General features: G+C 55.2%; 12 protein-coding genes. 4 read left to right on the top strand and 8 right to left on the bottom strand.

Annotated elements, in window-relative coordinates:
- Window positions 1-83 precede the first annotated feature (83 nt).
- Complete coding sequence (gene rlmN, locus FJ695_RS06395) at window positions 84-1322, top strand: 23S rRNA (adenine(2503)-C(2))-methyltransferase RlmN (protein ID WP_141184663.1); 1239 nt, start codon at window positions 84-86, stop codon at window positions 1320-1322.
- Between the two features lie 111 nt (window positions 1323-1433).
- On the opposite strand, the gene FJ695_RS06390 is transcribed toward rlmN, so the two are convergent.
- Complete coding sequence (locus FJ695_RS06390; RefSeq protein ID WP_247653801.1) at window positions 1434-2396, bottom strand: alpha/beta fold hydrolase; 963 nt, start codon at window positions 2394-2396, stop codon at window positions 1434-1436.
- 324 nt (window positions 2397-2720) lie between these two features.
- Between FJ695_RS06390 and FJ695_RS06385 the strand changes: the two genes are divergently transcribed.
- Complete coding sequence (locus tag FJ695_RS06385; RefSeq protein ID WP_247653800.1) at window positions 2721-3707, top strand: GlxA family transcriptional regulator; 987 nt, start codon at window positions 2721-2723, stop codon at window positions 3705-3707.
- An 88-nt stretch (window positions 3708-3795) separates the two neighbouring features.
- On the opposite strand, the gene FJ695_RS06380 is transcribed toward FJ695_RS06385, so the two are convergent.
- The 4 genes from FJ695_RS06380 to FJ695_RS06365 form a co-directional block, all read right to left on the bottom strand.
- Window positions 3796-5931, bottom strand: coding sequence for a methyl-accepting chemotaxis protein (locus tag FJ695_RS06380; protein ID WP_168206282.1), 2136 nt, complete (start codon window positions 5929-5931; stop codon window positions 3796-3798).
- Between the two features lie 379 nt (window positions 5932-6310).
- Window positions 6311-6799, bottom strand: coding sequence for a cupin domain-containing protein (locus tag FJ695_RS06375; RefSeq protein WP_141184661.1), 489 nt, complete (start codon window positions 6797-6799; stop codon window positions 6311-6313).
- A gap of 114 nt (window positions 6800-6913) precedes the next feature.
- The gene (locus FJ695_RS06370) at window positions 6914-9103 is read right to left on the bottom strand and encodes a xanthine dehydrogenase family protein molybdopterin-binding subunit (RefSeq protein WP_141184660.1); all 2190 of its coding nucleotides are present in this window, start codon (window positions 9101-9103) and stop codon (window positions 6914-6916) included.
- Window positions 9104-9106: 3 nt separating this feature from the next.
- The gene (locus FJ695_RS06365) at window positions 9107-9568 is read right to left on the bottom strand and encodes a (2Fe-2S)-binding protein (RefSeq protein ID WP_040451073.1); all 462 of its coding nucleotides are present in this window, start codon (window positions 9566-9568) and stop codon (window positions 9107-9109) included.
- A gap of 151 nt (window positions 9569-9719) precedes the next feature.
- On the opposite strand from FJ695_RS06365, the gene FJ695_RS06360 reads away from it, so the two are divergent.
- Window positions 9720-10340 carry a TetR/AcrR family transcriptional regulator gene (locus FJ695_RS06360; RefSeq protein WP_141184659.1) on the top strand — a complete coding sequence of 207 codons (621 nt, stop codon included), beginning with the start codon at window positions 9720-9722 and terminating at the stop codon, window positions 10338-10340.
- Here the strand turns inward: FJ695_RS06360 and FJ695_RS06355 are convergent.
- Genes FJ695_RS06355 through FJ695_RS06345 form a run of 3 tightly spaced genes read right to left on the bottom strand, consistent with a single transcriptional unit; the run spans window position 10337 to window position 13443 of the window.
- Window positions 10337-11896 (bottom strand): efflux transporter outer membrane subunit, encoded by a 1560-nt coding sequence (locus FJ695_RS06355; RefSeq protein WP_168206281.1) that lies wholly within the window; start codon window positions 11894-11896, stop codon window positions 10337-10339. The two genes, FJ695_RS06360 and FJ695_RS06355, sit on opposite strands and share 4 nt — an antisense overlap.
- Window positions 11897-11905: 9 nt before the next feature.
- Window positions 11906-13057: an HlyD family secretion protein gene (locus tag FJ695_RS06350; protein WP_141184657.1), complete on the bottom strand. Its 1152-nt coding sequence runs from the start codon at window positions 13055-13057 to the stop codon at window positions 11906-11908.
- The gene (locus FJ695_RS06345) at window positions 13054-13443 is read right to left on the bottom strand and encodes a DUF3302 domain-containing protein (protein ID WP_141184656.1); all 390 of its coding nucleotides are present in this window, start codon (window positions 13441-13443) and stop codon (window positions 13054-13056) included. The genes FJ695_RS06350 and FJ695_RS06345 overlap by 4 nt, the downstream gene beginning before the upstream one ends.
- A 246-nt stretch (window positions 13444-13689) precedes the next feature.
- On the opposite strand from FJ695_RS06345, the gene FJ695_RS06340 reads away from it, so the two are divergent.
- A complete protein-coding gene (locus FJ695_RS06340; RefSeq protein ID WP_141184655.1) occupies window positions 13690-14910 on the top strand; it encodes an argininosuccinate synthase in 1221 nt (406 codons plus the stop codon).
- Window position 14911: the final 1 nt, after the last annotated feature.

Below are 14911 nucleotides of genomic sequence, written 5' to 3'. Positions count from 1 at the left end.
CCTGACAGGTACAGGCGACCCGGCAAACCAGCCGCTGAGGCGAGCGTGGTTAAGAAGTGGCCGGATAAAAAACGGATCACAACATGGCGGTTACGCTTGATATCGCGCGGGACAATCCGAACGCGCAGACAATCGCAGGCATTGCGGACGACACCCAATTGGACGACGGCAAATCGACCTTGATCGGTCTGAACCGGGACGAGCTCGGCGAAGCGCTCGGAACCATTGGTGTGCCGCAAAAACAGTGGCGCATGCGCGCATCCCAGCTGTGGCATTGGCTTTATGTGCGCGGCGTCTCGGATTTTTCCGAGATGACCAACATCGCAAAGGATCTGCGCGCCAAACTTGCTGACGCTTTCACGATCGCCCGGCCGAAAATCGTTTCCGAACAGATTTCCGTTGACGGGACCCGCAAGTGGCTGTTCCAGTTCCCGCCGCGCGGCGCCGGCCGGCCGGTGGAAGTGGAAACCGTCTATATTCCGGAAGAAGGCCGGGGCACACTCTGCGTTTCCTCGCAAGTCGGCTGTACCCTCACCTGCACCTTCTGCCACACCGGCACGCAAAAACTGGTGCGCAACCTGACACCAGAAGAGATCCTGTCGCAAATCCTGATCGCCCGTGACCGGCTCGGAGATTTCCCCGACGCCCAAACACCGCAAGGCGCGATTGTGCCGTCGGAAGGCCGCTTGGTCACCAACATCGTCATGATGGGAATGGGCGAACCGCTCTATAACTTTGAGAACGTCAAAAAGGCGCTTTTGATTGCCTCGGACGGCGACGGGCTATCGTTGTCCAAACGGCGGATCACCCTTTCGACCTCTGGCGTTGTGCCGGAAATCTTCCGCACAGGCGATGAAATCGGCTGCATGCTGGCGATTTCGCTGCATGCGGTGCGCGATGACGACCGGGATATCCTGGTGCCGATCAACAAGAAGTGGAACATCGAAGCCCTGCTCGATGCTTGCCGCAACTATCCCGGCCTGTCGAACGCCAAACGCATCACATTTGAATATGTGATGCTGAAGGATATCAACGACAGCAATCAGGATGCGCTCGAACTGGTGCGGCTCTTGAAAGGCATTCCGGCGAAAATCAATTTGATCCCGTTCAATCCTTGGCCGGGCTCGCAGTATGCGTGTTCAGACTGGGAACGGATTGAAGAGTTTGCCGATATCGTCAACCGGGCCGGCTATGCCTCGCCGATCCGCACCCCACGCGGCCGCGATATTTTTGCCGCCTGCGGCCAGCTGAAATCAGCGTCCGAACGCATGCGCAAGAAGGACCGGGAAGCTCTGCAGGCGAAAAAGGCTGCCGTTTATTAAGTGGTCAGAGCAAGGGCACTGAAAACAGCAACTGTTTTTGCTCCAGGATAAGCCCTCAGTACAGGCCTATGAAAGTGACGTGGGGCTCCATTGGAACCCCACGGTCAACATTTAGCTTTCGACAAAAGCCAGCAAATCGGCATTCACCAGGTCCGGATGCGTGGCAAAGAACCCGTGGGACAGGCCCGCATAGGTTTTCTGAGTACCGTTTTTCAGAAGCTTGATCGCCTTATCCGCTGAATTGGCGATGGGAACCACTTGATCATCATCGCCGTGCAGCACCAAGACCGGGACATCAATGGCCTTCAGATCTTCCGTCTGGTCGGTTTCAGAAAACACCGCGATGCACTGGTAATGCGCAGACGCGCTGCCCATCATGCCCTGGCGCCACCAATTCTGGATGAGGCCCTGGCTTATCTCAGCACCTTCCCGGTTGAAGCCATAAAACGGGCCAGACGGAACATCTAAAAAGAACTGCGCACGGTTATTTGCGAGCGCTGCCCGCAGTCCGTCGAAGACTTCCAGCGGAATGCCATCCGGATTGTTCTCCGTTTTCACCATCAGCGGCGGGATTGCACCCAGAAGAGCGGCTTTGGCCACGCGGCCTGGTTCCGCTCGGGCCACATAGCGGGCCGCTTCTCCACCACCGGTCGAATGGCCGATGTGGACCGCGTTTTTCAGATCCAGTTCCCGAACGAGCTCAGCGACATCGGAGGCATAGGTGTCCATGTCGTGACCTTTGTCGGTCTGCTCCGAGCGGCCATGGCCGCGGCGATCATGGGCAATCACACGGTAGCCTTTACTCAAAAAGAACAGCATCTGATTGTCCCAATCGTCCCCACTGAGCGGCCAGCCATGATGGAAAACAATCGGTTGAGCGTCCTTGGGTCCCCAATCCTTGTAGAAGATTTCAGTCCCATCGGTTGTCGTGAACGTCGCCATTTTCAAGTCTCCTGTTTTATTCGATTGCGCGTGTGCTGCAGTCAGGCCTGGCACAACAGCCACTGCCAGAAGCGCACCGCCGGTTTGCAGCACATGCCGCCTATTCGGATTTGGTCCCTTGAGATTGTTCATTGTTATTGGCCTCTGTCGTTTCTTGGAGTACGTGGCCTTGTCACGAGAAGCGCGACAATACCTATTAAATACCAATTGTCTACTCTCTTCAAAATTGACCGATTTCTTAACGAAAATATGACCAATTATGCTTTTTGGTATTCACATATTCTACGTATCGAGAATATCTGGTTCTATTTTGGTATTTTCAATAGAGCTCTTTAACTTGCTGTCCGGGGCATTGCCTTGCTCCCAAATTGACCGTGTGACTGTTTCGACATGGACAGAGATAGACGCTGAGCGATACGATCAGAATTGGCGGAAATGACATCAGTCGAGGCATAAGTGACAAAACAACAGCATCGATGTCTGGCGGAAATTGCCTTGCTGATTTATCCGGAAAGCCAGCTGGCCGCGGTGCACGGTCTCACAGACTTGTTTCGCATTGCCAGCGAATGGGTCGGCGACGATCCAAAACCCTGGATCCGCGTGACGCACTGGGTTCCGCAAGAAGATGAGACGGAAACTGGCGTGACATGCATGTGGGACAGCCACCCGGATAACCCTCATCGATTGGACTATGTGATCGTCCCGCCGAGCATCGCCATGCCGGATAAGATGCAGTCAATGCCGGAGGCTGGAAAATGGCTGAAAGACCAGCACGGCAGGGGCAGCCGCATCTGTTCGGTTTGCGCGGGCGCCTTTGTGCTGGCAGAAAGCGGCCTGATTGATGGTCGTACGGTCACCACCCATTGGGCTTTTGCGCAGGCGCTGTCTTCAAAATTCCCGCAGATCGATGTTGCGGACCAGCACATGGTTTTAGATGACGGCGATATAATCACAGCGGGTGGTATTCTTGCATGGACCGATCTTGGCCTGACCCTGGTTGAGCGCCTGATGGGCCCAAGCGCGATGCTGGCAACGGCCCGCTTTCTCCTGATCGATCCACCGCGTCAGCTGCAGCGGCCCTTTCGTCAATTCATCCCGAAGTTCCATCATGGAGATGAATCGGTGCTCCAGGTTCAGCATCACATTCATGCGCACGTCGCCGAAGCACACAACCTTACCGATCTCGCAAACCTTGCCGGAATGGGAGGCCGGACATTCCTGCGCCGGTTTTCAAAAGCAACTGGGCTCAAGCCAACAGAATATGTTCAAAACGTCCGGATTTCGAAGGCGCGCGAGATATTGGAACTGACCGGAAAAACCGTCGATCAGATCACCTGGGAGGTCGGTTATTCCGATCCGGCCGCATTCCGGAAGGTTTTTCAGCGTCTGACAGGGCTTGCACCGAACGCCTACCGGCAGCGGTTCGGGATCGCTATGGATTAAAGCGGCCCCTAAACCAACAAAAAAGCCGCCACGAGGACGGCTTCTTCAAGTTCAAAAGGTTCAGCCCTTTGCGTAGGCAGCAAGGCCCTTAGGCGGCCATCACTTCCTCAAGGAAAGTCGCAACAGCCTTGTTTAAGTCCGCCAACTTGGCACTTGCGTCCAGCGCAGCCTGATCAACAGCGCCAGCAGATTGAGACGTTGTTTCAACAGCGTTGCTGACATTGGCCATATTGTCACTGGCTGCCGATGTCCCAGTGGAGGCTTCAGCCGCACTGCGGCTGATTTCGCCAGTTGCAGCGTCCTGCTCTTGGACCGCAGCTGCAATTGACGTGGTGTTTTCGTTTGCCTGCACCATGACGCTGGAGATTTCCTCGATCGAAGCCACAGCTTCTTCGGTCGCAGCCTGAATATCCGCGATCTGTGTAGAGATTTCCTCGGTTGCCTTGGATGTTTGTGTCGCCAGTTCCTTGACCTCAGCGGCAACAACCGCAAATCCCTTGCCGGCTTCACCAGCTCGGGCGGCCTCAATCGTCGCATTTAGCGCGAGCAGGTTTGTTTGTTCTGCGATTGCTTGGATCAAAACAATCACCTCACCAATGCGCGCTGACCCAGTGGAAAGTTTCTCCATCTTATCGGTGCTTTCGTGGGTTTGCCGTGTGGCCGTTTCGATCACCTTAGAGGTTTCTTCGACCCGCTCCCCAATTTCAGAGATCGACGATGACAACTCTTCCGTGGCTGCCGCAACAAGCTGCACATTGCCCGACGCTTGCGTTGTACCGGCGGCCGCGCTGTTTACTTCGCCGGCAGCCTCTGTCGCAGTTGCCATCATGGACGCTGCATTTTCCTTCATACCTTCCATGGCATGGCCGACATCATCCAACATTTCAGTCGATTGCGACCGGAATCCTGCAATCAATTCGTCAACCCGTTGCTGGCGTTCGATCCGCGACCGCTCTTCTTCTTTTTGCAGCTCCGCTAGCCTCGCTTGTTCCGCCACCCCGTCACGGAACCCGGCAATCGCGGTTGCGATTTCTCCAATTTCATCCGACCGGCTTGCTTCAGCGAAATTCACGCTGACATCACCACCCGCCAGTTTGACCGCACTGGAGACCAGGTTTTTGATCGGCTTGACGACGGAGCGGGCTGCCCACCAGCCGGCCCCAGTCATGACCAAAAAGATACCGAAGCAAATGATTGCGATTTGATTCCGCAAGTTGGCGACCGGCTGCAATATCTCGTCATGGCCTTCGGCGGCAATGACGGCAAGATTTGCGCCGTGAAACTGAAGAGGCACAGCCGCTGCAACAAAATCCATCCCGCGGTACTCTTTCAACACGCCGACGGTTTCCTGTCCGTTCAACGCAGCTTCCACCACAGCGCCATCAAGTCTTGCATTCAGAATGTCGTTTTCGTCCGGCGTCTTCGCCGAATCATTGCGGAACATCTTGTCGGCACCAACGAGGATGGCTTCTCCCGTTTCGCCCAATCCGGCAACATCACTCATGATGGCGTTGATGTTGTCGATTGGCATTTGAAAGACCAGCACACCCAGTTTTTTGCCGTCTTCATACAGCGGCGTAGAAATGAAACTGGCCGGTGCATCAGCACTCGGGGCATAGGGTTTGAAGTCGAAGAAGTGGATTTCACCTGGGCCGCTGTTTTTTGCAGCACGGAAAGCGTTACCCAAGTCAGTCGATTTATATTCGTCACTGACCAGATTTGTGGCGTAGTCCAACTCCTTGAAGACGGTGTAGATCAAAGAGCCATCTTCAGAGAAAAGAAAAATATCGTAGTAGCCCCGTGTCTTCAGCATCTTGCGGAACCACGGATGATACTTTTCGTGAACCTGATCGTAGACAGTATCCCCAGCACTCATCAAAGCGTCTTTTTCGCCGAGCGGATGCGGGTTGTCGTGAATATAGGCTGCTTGCAATACCGAGCGCGGATTGCCTTCAACTCCCTTCCAGGCTTCTTCAAATTCGACAACTGCTGACTTAACGAACGGGCTCCCCGCGGTCACTTCGAGATCTTGCACGATCGAATCGAGATATCGGGACAAATCGCCAGAACGCGCCTTTGCCAGCGCCGTCAAACGCGTCTCTGCCAAATTCTCAATGTTTGATGAGCTCACCCAGTAGGCCAAGGCCCCCACGACCATCGCCGCAAAAACGGAACAACCCGCGATAAGTGCCGGCAGCCGGAAACTAAGTTTGGTATTTTTCATGATCATTCGCCTGGACCAAAAACTTTGCTTAAAGCTAGGCAGGCAAGAGCTACAACTAAGTTAATTTGTAGAATACAATTAATTTTCGAGATTTTTTTACCAGTAAATAAAACCTAGAATGCCAAAAAATTCGCAGAACAACCGAAATAATCATATATTTCTTTACTATATCTGCTAAATCAATTTAAAGATGCATGGAAATTATTACATCAACCTATAAAATTCTAACGTAGCATACTGTCAATATTACCTAGGAATGAAAAGCTGCCCTAAGGCGGCTTATCCCTGAGCAACCTTTCTAAAGCCAACCGAACATCTACACGCCGTCCGCGTCACCAAGGCGCGGCAACTGACAAACCCCTGAGCAAAGCTGCCAAACTCATTCAAGTGGTGGGCCGACCATTTCCATCCCATGTTTGCCGGCTAGGCCTGCGATTGCATCCTGGCTCTGCGTACCATCAGTTAGGATCGCATGAATCGATGGTATGAATTCTTCGAATGTGCCGGCAGGTGACAAGATGTATCTGAGTTTTCCAACGGTGGATCCGACATTTTTGAAAGCATGCACAGTCCCGCGAGGCACAAAACCGACATCACCCGGTTTCATATGATGGCGCTCCCCCGCGATCTCGACATCAAACTCGCCCTCAAGAAAAAAGAAAGTTTCGTCCTGGTCCCGATGGATATGGCGCGCAGGGCCTTGCCCAGGATGAACATCATCTTCGAAAATCGCCAGTGTCCCATCCGTCTGATTGCCAGACAGCAAAATTCTAAACGTGATGAAATCTGGTATCTCGAAAGTTTGAATACTCGAGGGAGTAATATGCAAAGGCTTTGGCGCATCCTCGCGCTCTTCAGATTCTGACATGGTCCCATCTCCCGATTCTGCGATTCAAAGGCCCGCAAACACACCGCAAGGTCGTAACGAAAAAGGCCGCGCAAAAGCGGCCTCCTCCATTACTTGGAACCTGTTTGGATTAAATCAAACCAAACCGGCCTTGGTCAGCGGCAAACTGGTGACCCATTCACCTTTCGCCGCCGCAATTGCATTGGCAACAGCCGGACCGATTGGCGGTGTTCCCGGTTCACCGATGCCGGTCGGGGATTCGGTCGAGGCAACGATATGCACCTCGATTTCGGGCATGTCGGAAATGCGCAGGGACTCGTAGGTGTCGAAGTTTGTCTCTTCGACATACCCGTCCGAGAGCGTCACCTGGTTGCGCAGGATCGCACCGAGACCATAGCCAATGCCGCCTTCAACCTGTGCACGGATGTTGTCCGGGTTGACCGGCACACCGCAGTCGACGACCGCCGTGACCTTTTCCACCTTGACTGTTCCATCCTCGCGGAAGGAGATCTCGACGACTTCCGCCACATAAGACCCGAAAGACTTGTGAACGGCGACACCACGATGACGGCCTTCCGGCAACGGCGTGTCCCAACCAGCCTTCTCAGCAGCCAGCTTCAACACGTTCGTCTTGCGCGGATCGTCCTTCAGAAGTTCAAGACGCAGCGCCACAGGATCCTTGCCGGTTTCCATGGCGATCCGGTCGACAACCGTTTCCATGACATAGGCCGTGTGGGTGTGCCCTACGGACCGCCACCACAGAACCGGCACCGGTGTTTCCTGGAATGCCTGATCCATGTTCATCATCGGGAACGAATAGGTGGTGTCGGATGCCCCTTCGGTCATGTTGTGATCCACACCATTCGGCATCAGCATCGGCTCAAAAGCAGTGCCTTTGATGATGGACTTGGCTGCAATATTGTATTTCACCGCCGTGACATTGCCATCGCCATCGAGGCCAACTTTGACTTTGTGCGCCGACATTGGGCGGTAGTAACCACCCCCCATATCGTCCTCACGGGTCCAGACGATCTTCACCGGCCGAGTGTCCATGCCGGTTTCCCGCATAGCCTTCAATAGGAAGGAAATCTCCGAGACAGGATGCGCATCCCCTTGCGCACGGCGTCCAAAGGATCCGCCAGCCCACAACGTGTTGATGCTGACCTTCTCGAACGGAATGCCGAGGATGGTGGAGGCAACGTTGTGGTCGATGGTCGGGATTTGCGAGCCAAACCAGAACTGAGCCGTTTCACCATCGAACTCGCCGACAATATCCAGCGGCTCCATGGCACCATGGGCAAGGAACGGGAAATCGTAGTCGATTTCCATGACCTTCGCCGACGCGTCCAAAGCAGCGTCGACGTCGCCGTCTTCGCGCACCGAGAGGCCCGGCTTGGTGGTCATGTCCTTGAGTTCGGTCATCATTGCGTCAGTGGAGCGGGTTTCAGCCGCACTGTCGTCCCACTCGATCTCCAGAAGATCGCGTGCCTTGATGGCCGGCCAGGTGCTTTCTGCAACCACGGCAACGCCATTCGGGATCTGGATGATATCGACGACACCTGCGACCTTCTTGGCTTCAGTCGCATCGAAGGACTTGACCGTGCCGCCAAACCGCGGCGAACGCGCAACGGTTGCCGTGAGCATGCCCTCGCGATTGAAGTCGATGGTGTAGGTGTTCGGCGCACCAACCGTTTTGTTCTTGACGTCCTTGCGCGGGAAAGACTTGCCGATATAGACCCACTGGTCCGGTGTTTTCAGGGCCGGTTCAGCCGGAACATCTTCGTTTGCTGCCAAACCTGCAAGCTCACCGAGCGTTGCCGATTTGCCGGAAGCGTGGGAAACAACTCCGCCGGAAACGGTGATTTCACCGGCCGGCACGCCCCATTCCTTGGCAGCTGCGGAGACAACCATTGCCTTGGCAGCGGCACCCGCCTGGCGGTACTGCATGAAGGCGTTCGGCATGGCGGTGGAGCCACCTGTGCCCTGAACGCCGAACAGGCTGTTGGCATAAAGCTGCGGGTTGGACGGGGCCAGCTCCAGCACAATTTGCTCATGAGACGCGTCGAGTTCATCGGCAACCAGTGTTGCCAGACCGTTTGCCGTGCCTTGGCCCTTGTCGAGGTGCTTGGACAAGACAACAACCGTGTTGTCCGGCCGGATGTGCACAAACGGCTGAACGAATTCACCCGCATCGGCAGCGGCTTTCGCTGCGTTTGGCATCTTGGCTGCGATGATCAGACCACCGACAGCACCCGCTGACATTTTCAGGAATGTCCGGCGGCTTGGTTTTTGAGCTTCAAGAGGTTTTTGGAGGAAATGCAACATGACTTAGGCCTCCATCTTGTCGGCTGCGGCATGGATCGCCTTACGGATCCGGGCGTATGTCGCACAACGGCAGACGTTTCCGTCCATGGCTGCATCGATGTCTTCGTCGGTCGGTTTTGGAGTGTCGGTCAGAAGCGCAGTGGCTGCCATGATCTGACCGGACTGGCAGTACCCGCATTGCGGCACGTCCAGCTCGTTCCAGGCTTCCTGAACGGCTTTGGCGGCCTTTCCGTTCACGCCTTCGATTGTGGTGATTTCGGCGCCCTCAAGATCCCCGACCATGGTTTGGCAGGAGCGGATCGGCATACCGTCCCAGTGGACCGTGCAAGCACCGCAGGATGCAATGCCACACCCGAATTTGGTGCCGGTCATTCCGAGCTCGTCGCGCAGAGCCCACAGCAAAGGGCTCTCGGGATCCGCGTCGAGCGTGCGCGTTTCCCCGTTAATTTTCAAAGTTACAGACATGAGGAGGCGTCTCCCTTGGCTGGCCTGGACTGGCTGAAGGATGTAAACTACACTGTGTAGTGTAGACTTTAGATCTGCATCTGTAAACGCCCTAGTTTACATAGGGCCCAAATTTTGGGATTAAAGAGCGATAAGAAGCGCTGGGTAAACAATGTCGGTATCCGACCAGAAAAAGAAACAAATCGTCGAAGCGGCCATCGCCGAGTTTCAGGAAAAGGGATTTGCGGGCGCCAGCATGGACCGCATTTCCGAGCGCGCCCAGGTTTCCAAACGCACCGTCTACAATCACTTTGAAAGCAAGGAAACACTGTTCAAAGCGATCAACCAGTGCCTCGCGGATCAAATCAATTCCGCGCTTGAAGTGCCGTATGATCCGGACAAGCCAATTCGCGATGCGCTCATAGAGCTCGGCTGGGCCGAAGGTGAATTGATGGTCAATCCCTGTTTCATGAGCCTTGCCCGCATGATCATGAGCGAAACCATCCGCGATCCAGAGCTGGCTGCCGATATGAACGCCCGCATGACCAAGTTGACCGTTTTTGCCGAGTTCATGGAACGGGCAACATCGGAAGGCCGCCTTGCCGTAAACGATCCAAATGTCGCGGCTGAACAGTTTCTTGGTCTGATCAAGTCCCGCAGTTTCTTTCCCAATATTTATGCAAACCGCGTCGCAGAACGTGATGAGATGGACAAGATCATCAACGAGAGCGTGGATCTATTTCTGGCGCAGTACGGAAAAACCGAACAGGCAACCGGCAACAAAGTCGCCTAACTTTTCCCCTTGTCTTCCACAGGCTTATGCAAAAGCTGTCCCCAGCGGGTGCGGTCCGCCATTTGTTGGCGGGTCTTGTCGGAAATCAGCCCATCGACATTTTCCGGCACCCAGCCACCGCCAAGCCCCTTATAGACCGCGATCAAATTGGTCAGCACATTGGCTTCTGCCGCGATCAGCCGCTCTTCAGCAACCAGCAAATTCTTCTGCGCATCAACCACACGATTGTAGGACGCCGTGCCGTCTTCATATTGCGCATCAACTTCGCCCACGGAACTGCGCGCCGCGCGAAGGCTTCTGCGCAAATAAACCGCCTGCTGTTTGGACCGCAAAAACGCTATCAGCGCATTTTCCACTTCCGCATAGGCGGATAGGACCGTGTTTTCGTAGTTCAGCAAGGCTTCCTGAAACTTGGCATCCTGCACCCGGACATTGTTTTTGATCCGGCCATAGTTCAAAAAATTCCAGGAAAACCCGGGATTGATGAAGCCGGTTGTCGACCCGCCGGAAAACAGATTTGAAAAGTCGTCGGCCCGAACACCAATCGCCCCGGCGATTGTGAAGGCGGGAAAAAGATCCGCCTTGGCAACGCCGATCTGGGCCGATTGAGCCGCTGCGATGTATTCCGCCTGCCGGATGTCCGGCCGCCGGCGCAGCATGTCCGCCGGAACTCCAACCGCAACTTCCGCCGGCACGCGCGGGAACCCGGACCTGTTGGACAGGCGTGTCTTCATTTTGCCGGGTGGTTCGCTCAAGAGAACGCTCATCGCATTAAAAGCTTGCGCAAGCTCAGCCTCATAGCCTGGGATTGCCGCCAATGTGTTGTTGTAAAGAACTGTGGCTTCATCCACGTCGAGCTTGGTCGCGGCACCGTTTTCCAACCGTAGACGGGTCAGGTTCAGGGATTTCTTTTGCAAGGCCGCATTTTTCCGGCTCGAGGCGATCAGCTGCTGCAATTCGCGAATTGTGACATAGGTGGCTGCAATGTCCCCGGTCAGCGTCACCAGGGCATCGTCGTAAGAAGCCAGATTGGCCCCCAAGCTCGCATTTGCCGATTGAACATCTCGCCGGATCTTGCCCCAGACATCGATCTCCCAAACGGCATCGAAACCGACCGACACCCGGGAAATATGACTGTCGACCAGCCCAACGCGCTCCAGATCCCGAATGAACGGATCGCGAGTGCTGAAGCGGATGTTTTCCGAATTTCCCTTGATCTCCTGAACCTGCGGGAAGAGCTCCCCCCGGGCAATGCCGAGCTGCGCGCGGGCCTGATAGACCCGAACGCCCGCTGCCTGCAGTTCCACATTCTGCTGATAGGCTTTTGAAATCAGGCCATTCAGCGTTTCATCCTTAAATACATGCCACCAAGGCACGGAGACGGCACTCCGGCTGGTGAAACCGGTCCGATGATCGACCGGCAGGTTGGCACCCTTACTCCAGCTGTCGAGAACCGGCGCTTCCGGACGCTCGAAATCCGGACCGACCATGCAGCCGGACAGGATCAGTGCGCCCGCCAATCCGGCAAATCTACGAAATAATGGAAACAGGTTCACCGGCATTACCTACACATCAAACGGAATGATGAAATTGACCCAAGCGTAAAGGCGCATATTTACCCGCCGCAACACCGACACCCATTCGCCGCCGCCGCCCGTATAAATCGCGGCTGCGCCATGCGCTCCTCCTGGGAACCGCTTCAAGGCAGGATCCTCATCCAAGACAATTTCCACCGCGAACCGGCCTTGCGGGCTCATGAATAGGAAATTCGGCACATTTCCGCTCGGTTTAATCTGCCCTTGCCCTGTGCCTTCCCAGATGGCTTTCACTTTACCGGTGAACACCTGACCGGGATAAATATCCAGCGCGACCTCGACCGGCTGGTCCGGCTCAACGAATTTCAAATGCTCTTGATAGAAGGTCGCCAAGAAATAGGGATCGGCATCGGCGACAAACGCCGCAATGGAACCGATCCGGAACCCACCGACCACAAGACCCGGCCGCGCTTGCTGGCTGATAATCTTGCCATCTTCAGGCGCATAAATGGTCGTCTGGTCCAGATAATACTGCGCCTGATCCACCTGGGCTTGCGCGGCAGCGACTTGGGCATTCACCCCGTCCACTTGAGCATCCGCCGCCAGTTGCGCCTTTGTCACATTGGCGGCCGCCTCCGCGACCTGGGCCTTTGCGGCCGCCAACTGCGCAGTCCACTTGTCCAATGTTTCCTGTTTGGCACCGCCACGTGGCACGAGGTTCGTATACCGGGCGACTTGCTCCGCCGCATAACTCTCATTGGCTTCCGCCTCTGCCTGAGCATCCTGGGCTTGCGCAATATCCTCTTGAAGGATCTGCGCATTTTGCTGCGCCCCGACGAGATTGGCCTCGGCCTCGGCAAGCTGCGCTGCATAAAGCGTCGTCTCGAACTGATAGAGCTTGTCGCCCTTTTTCACCGCCTGGTTCTGGGCAACATAAACTTCCTGGAGCATTGTTGGATGCGGCAAGCGCGGCGCAATCTGAACCGTTTGGCGGATCACATGGCCATCGATGGTGTAAGGGGCAAAAAAGCGCAGGAAAACCACCAGCAAAAACAAGACATGGAAACCGACCCAGAACGTCACCACGCCCCAGACAATGTTAAATTTCAAAAGTTTGTATTTGTAAAAGACGACCCAGCAGACGATCGCATAAACGGCGACAATAAGAAGCGCGATGGTCATGCAGCGCCTCCTGGTTCACCAGCATTTTTTTGAGTTTCTGTCGCTTCAGACACCCCTTCGGCTTGAACAGATGCACTGGCCGCCAGCCCTGTGTCACCCTCAGGTTCCGGCGTGATTTCGGCCCCCTTCGGCAGTTTCCGTATATCGATGGTCAGACTGTCGTGATAGGCCCACATCAGCGCATGGATCCAAGGAAACACGGTGAACAGCCCGATCCAGCCACCCAACTTGACGGAATCCGCATGTGGGTGCTTGCGCTTTTCCGCGAGTTTTCCCGGAAGACCGCCGAGCGTGATCATCACATAGAAAAACGCGATGACCGCCAGAACCCCGATAAAAAAAGTCAGGTAATCATAGCTGTCCAGTTTGAAATCAATCAGGCCCATTGCCCCTCCGCGTCGGCACCCGAAACCGATGAATTAACGTTTCAGAACACCCTCAGACGCCAAAGATCCAAAAGCAAGTCTCTTTATCAATTTTGGACAATCTGTTGCCCGATCCTCGTCTCATGCCAAAAAGCCGCATGATTGACCGTTTCGGGGGCTTGCGCGGCCCAAAGAACCGGCTAAATTGCCGCAAATTTTCAACAATGCGGCTCTTCCGCAAAAACACACGAACTGGACCTTCCCTAAATGGCGCATGGTGATATCAAGAAAGTCGTGCTGGCCTATTCCGGCGGCCTCGACACGTCCATCATCCTGAAATGGCTGCAGACCGAATTCGGCTGCGAAGTGGTGACATTCACGGCCGATCTCGGCCAGGGCGAGGAACTGGAACCGGCGCGCAAAAAGGCCGAAATGCTCGGCATCAAGGAAATCTATATTGATGACCTGCGCGAAGAGTTCATCAAGGATTTCGTGTTCCCGATGTTCCGCGCCAATGCGGTTTATGAAGGGGTTTACCTGCTCGGCACGTCTATCGCCCGACCGCTGATTTCCAAGCGTCTCATCGAGATTGCCGAAGAAACAGGCGCCGACGCCATTGCCCATGGCGCCACTGGCAAAGGCAACGACCAGGTTCGCTTCGAACTGTCGGCCTATGCGCTGAACCCGGACATCAAGGTGATCGCACCTTGGCGTGACTGGTCGTTCAAGTCGCGGACCGACCTTCTGGATTTCGCAGAAAAGAACCAGATCCCGGTTCCAAAAGACAAGCTTGGCGAAGCCCCGTTCTCGGTCGACGCCAACATGCTGCACTCATCATCTGAAGGCAAAGTCCTGGAAGACCCGAACGAAGAAGCACCGGAATACGTCTTCCAGCGCACCGTCGACCCGACCAAAGCCCCGGATGTGGTCACCGAAATCGAAATCGGCTTTGAAAAGGGCGATGCGGTTTCCCTGAACGGCGAAAAAATGTCTCCGGCAACCTTGTTTGCCAAGCTCAATGACTATGGCCGCGACAATGGCATTGGCCGCCTCGACATGGTCGAAAACCGTTTTGTCGGTATGAAGAGCCGCGGCATCTATGAAACGCCCGGCGGCACCATCCTCCTTCAGGCCCACCGGGCAATGGAATCGATCACGCTCGACCGTGGCGCTGGCCACCTGAAAGATGAGCTGATGCCGCGCTATGCAGAGCTGATCTACAACGGCTTCTGGTTCTCTCCGGAGCGCGAGATGCTGCAGGCCCTGATCGACAAGAGCCAGGAGCATGTCACCGGCACCGTCACGCTGAAGCTCTATAAAGGCAACGTTATCGTTGTTGGCCGCGCTTCACCGTATTCGCTCTACTCCGAAGAGCTGGTCACCTTCGAAGACGACCAGGGCGCCTACGACCAGAAAGATGCTGCCGGCTTCATCAAGCTGAACGCGCTGCGCCTGCGCACGCTCGCCAAGCGCAACCGGCTCGGCTAAA

Origin of the sequence: Labrenzia sp. PHM005 (assembly GCF_006517275.1) — a bacterium.
In the GTDB taxonomy this organism is placed as follows: Bacteria; Pseudomonadota; Alphaproteobacteria; order Rhizobiales; family Stappiaceae; genus Roseibium.
Note: the sequence above shows the minus strand (reverse complement) of the source record. Positions and strands in the feature narration are given on the sequence as shown.

Bases quoted from the DNA above. Each gene is read 5' to 3' on its own strand.
- rlmN (WP_141184663.1), top strand. From the start codon at position 84: ATGGCGGTTACGCTTGATATCGCGCGGGACAATCCGAACGCGCAGACA.
- FJ695_RS06390 (WP_247653801.1), bottom strand. From the start codon at position 2,396: ATGAACAATCTCAAGGGACCAAATCCGAATAGGCGGCATGTGCTGCAA.
- FJ695_RS06380 (WP_168206282.1), bottom strand. From the start codon at position 5,931: ATGAAAAATACCAAACTTAGTTTCCGGCTGCCGGCACTTATCGCGGGT.
- FJ695_RS06375 (WP_141184661.1), bottom strand. From the start codon at position 6,799: ATGTCAGAATCTGAAGAGCGCGAGGATGCGCCAAAGCCTTTGCATATT.
- FJ695_RS06370 (WP_141184660.1), bottom strand. From the start codon at position 9,103: ATGTTGCATTTCCTCCAAAAACCTCTTGAAGCTCAAAAACCAAGCCGC.
- FJ695_RS06365 (WP_040451073.1), bottom strand. From the start codon at position 9,568: ATGTCTGTAACTTTGAAAATTAACGGGGAAACGCGCACGCTCGACGCG.
- FJ695_RS06360 (WP_141184659.1), top strand. From the start codon at position 9,720: ATGTCGGTATCCGACCAGAAAAAGAAACAAATCGTCGAAGCGGCCATC.
- FJ695_RS06350 (WP_141184657.1), bottom strand. From the start codon at position 13,057: ATGACCATCGCGCTTCTTATTGTCGCCGTTTATGCGATCGTCTGCTGG.
- FJ695_RS06345 (WP_141184656.1), bottom strand. From the start codon at position 13,443: ATGGGCCTGATTGATTTCAAACTGGACAGCTATGATTACCTGACTTTT.
- FJ695_RS06340 (WP_141184655.1), top strand. From the start codon at position 13,690: ATGGCGCATGGTGATATCAAGAAAGTCGTGCTGGCCTATTCCGGCGGC.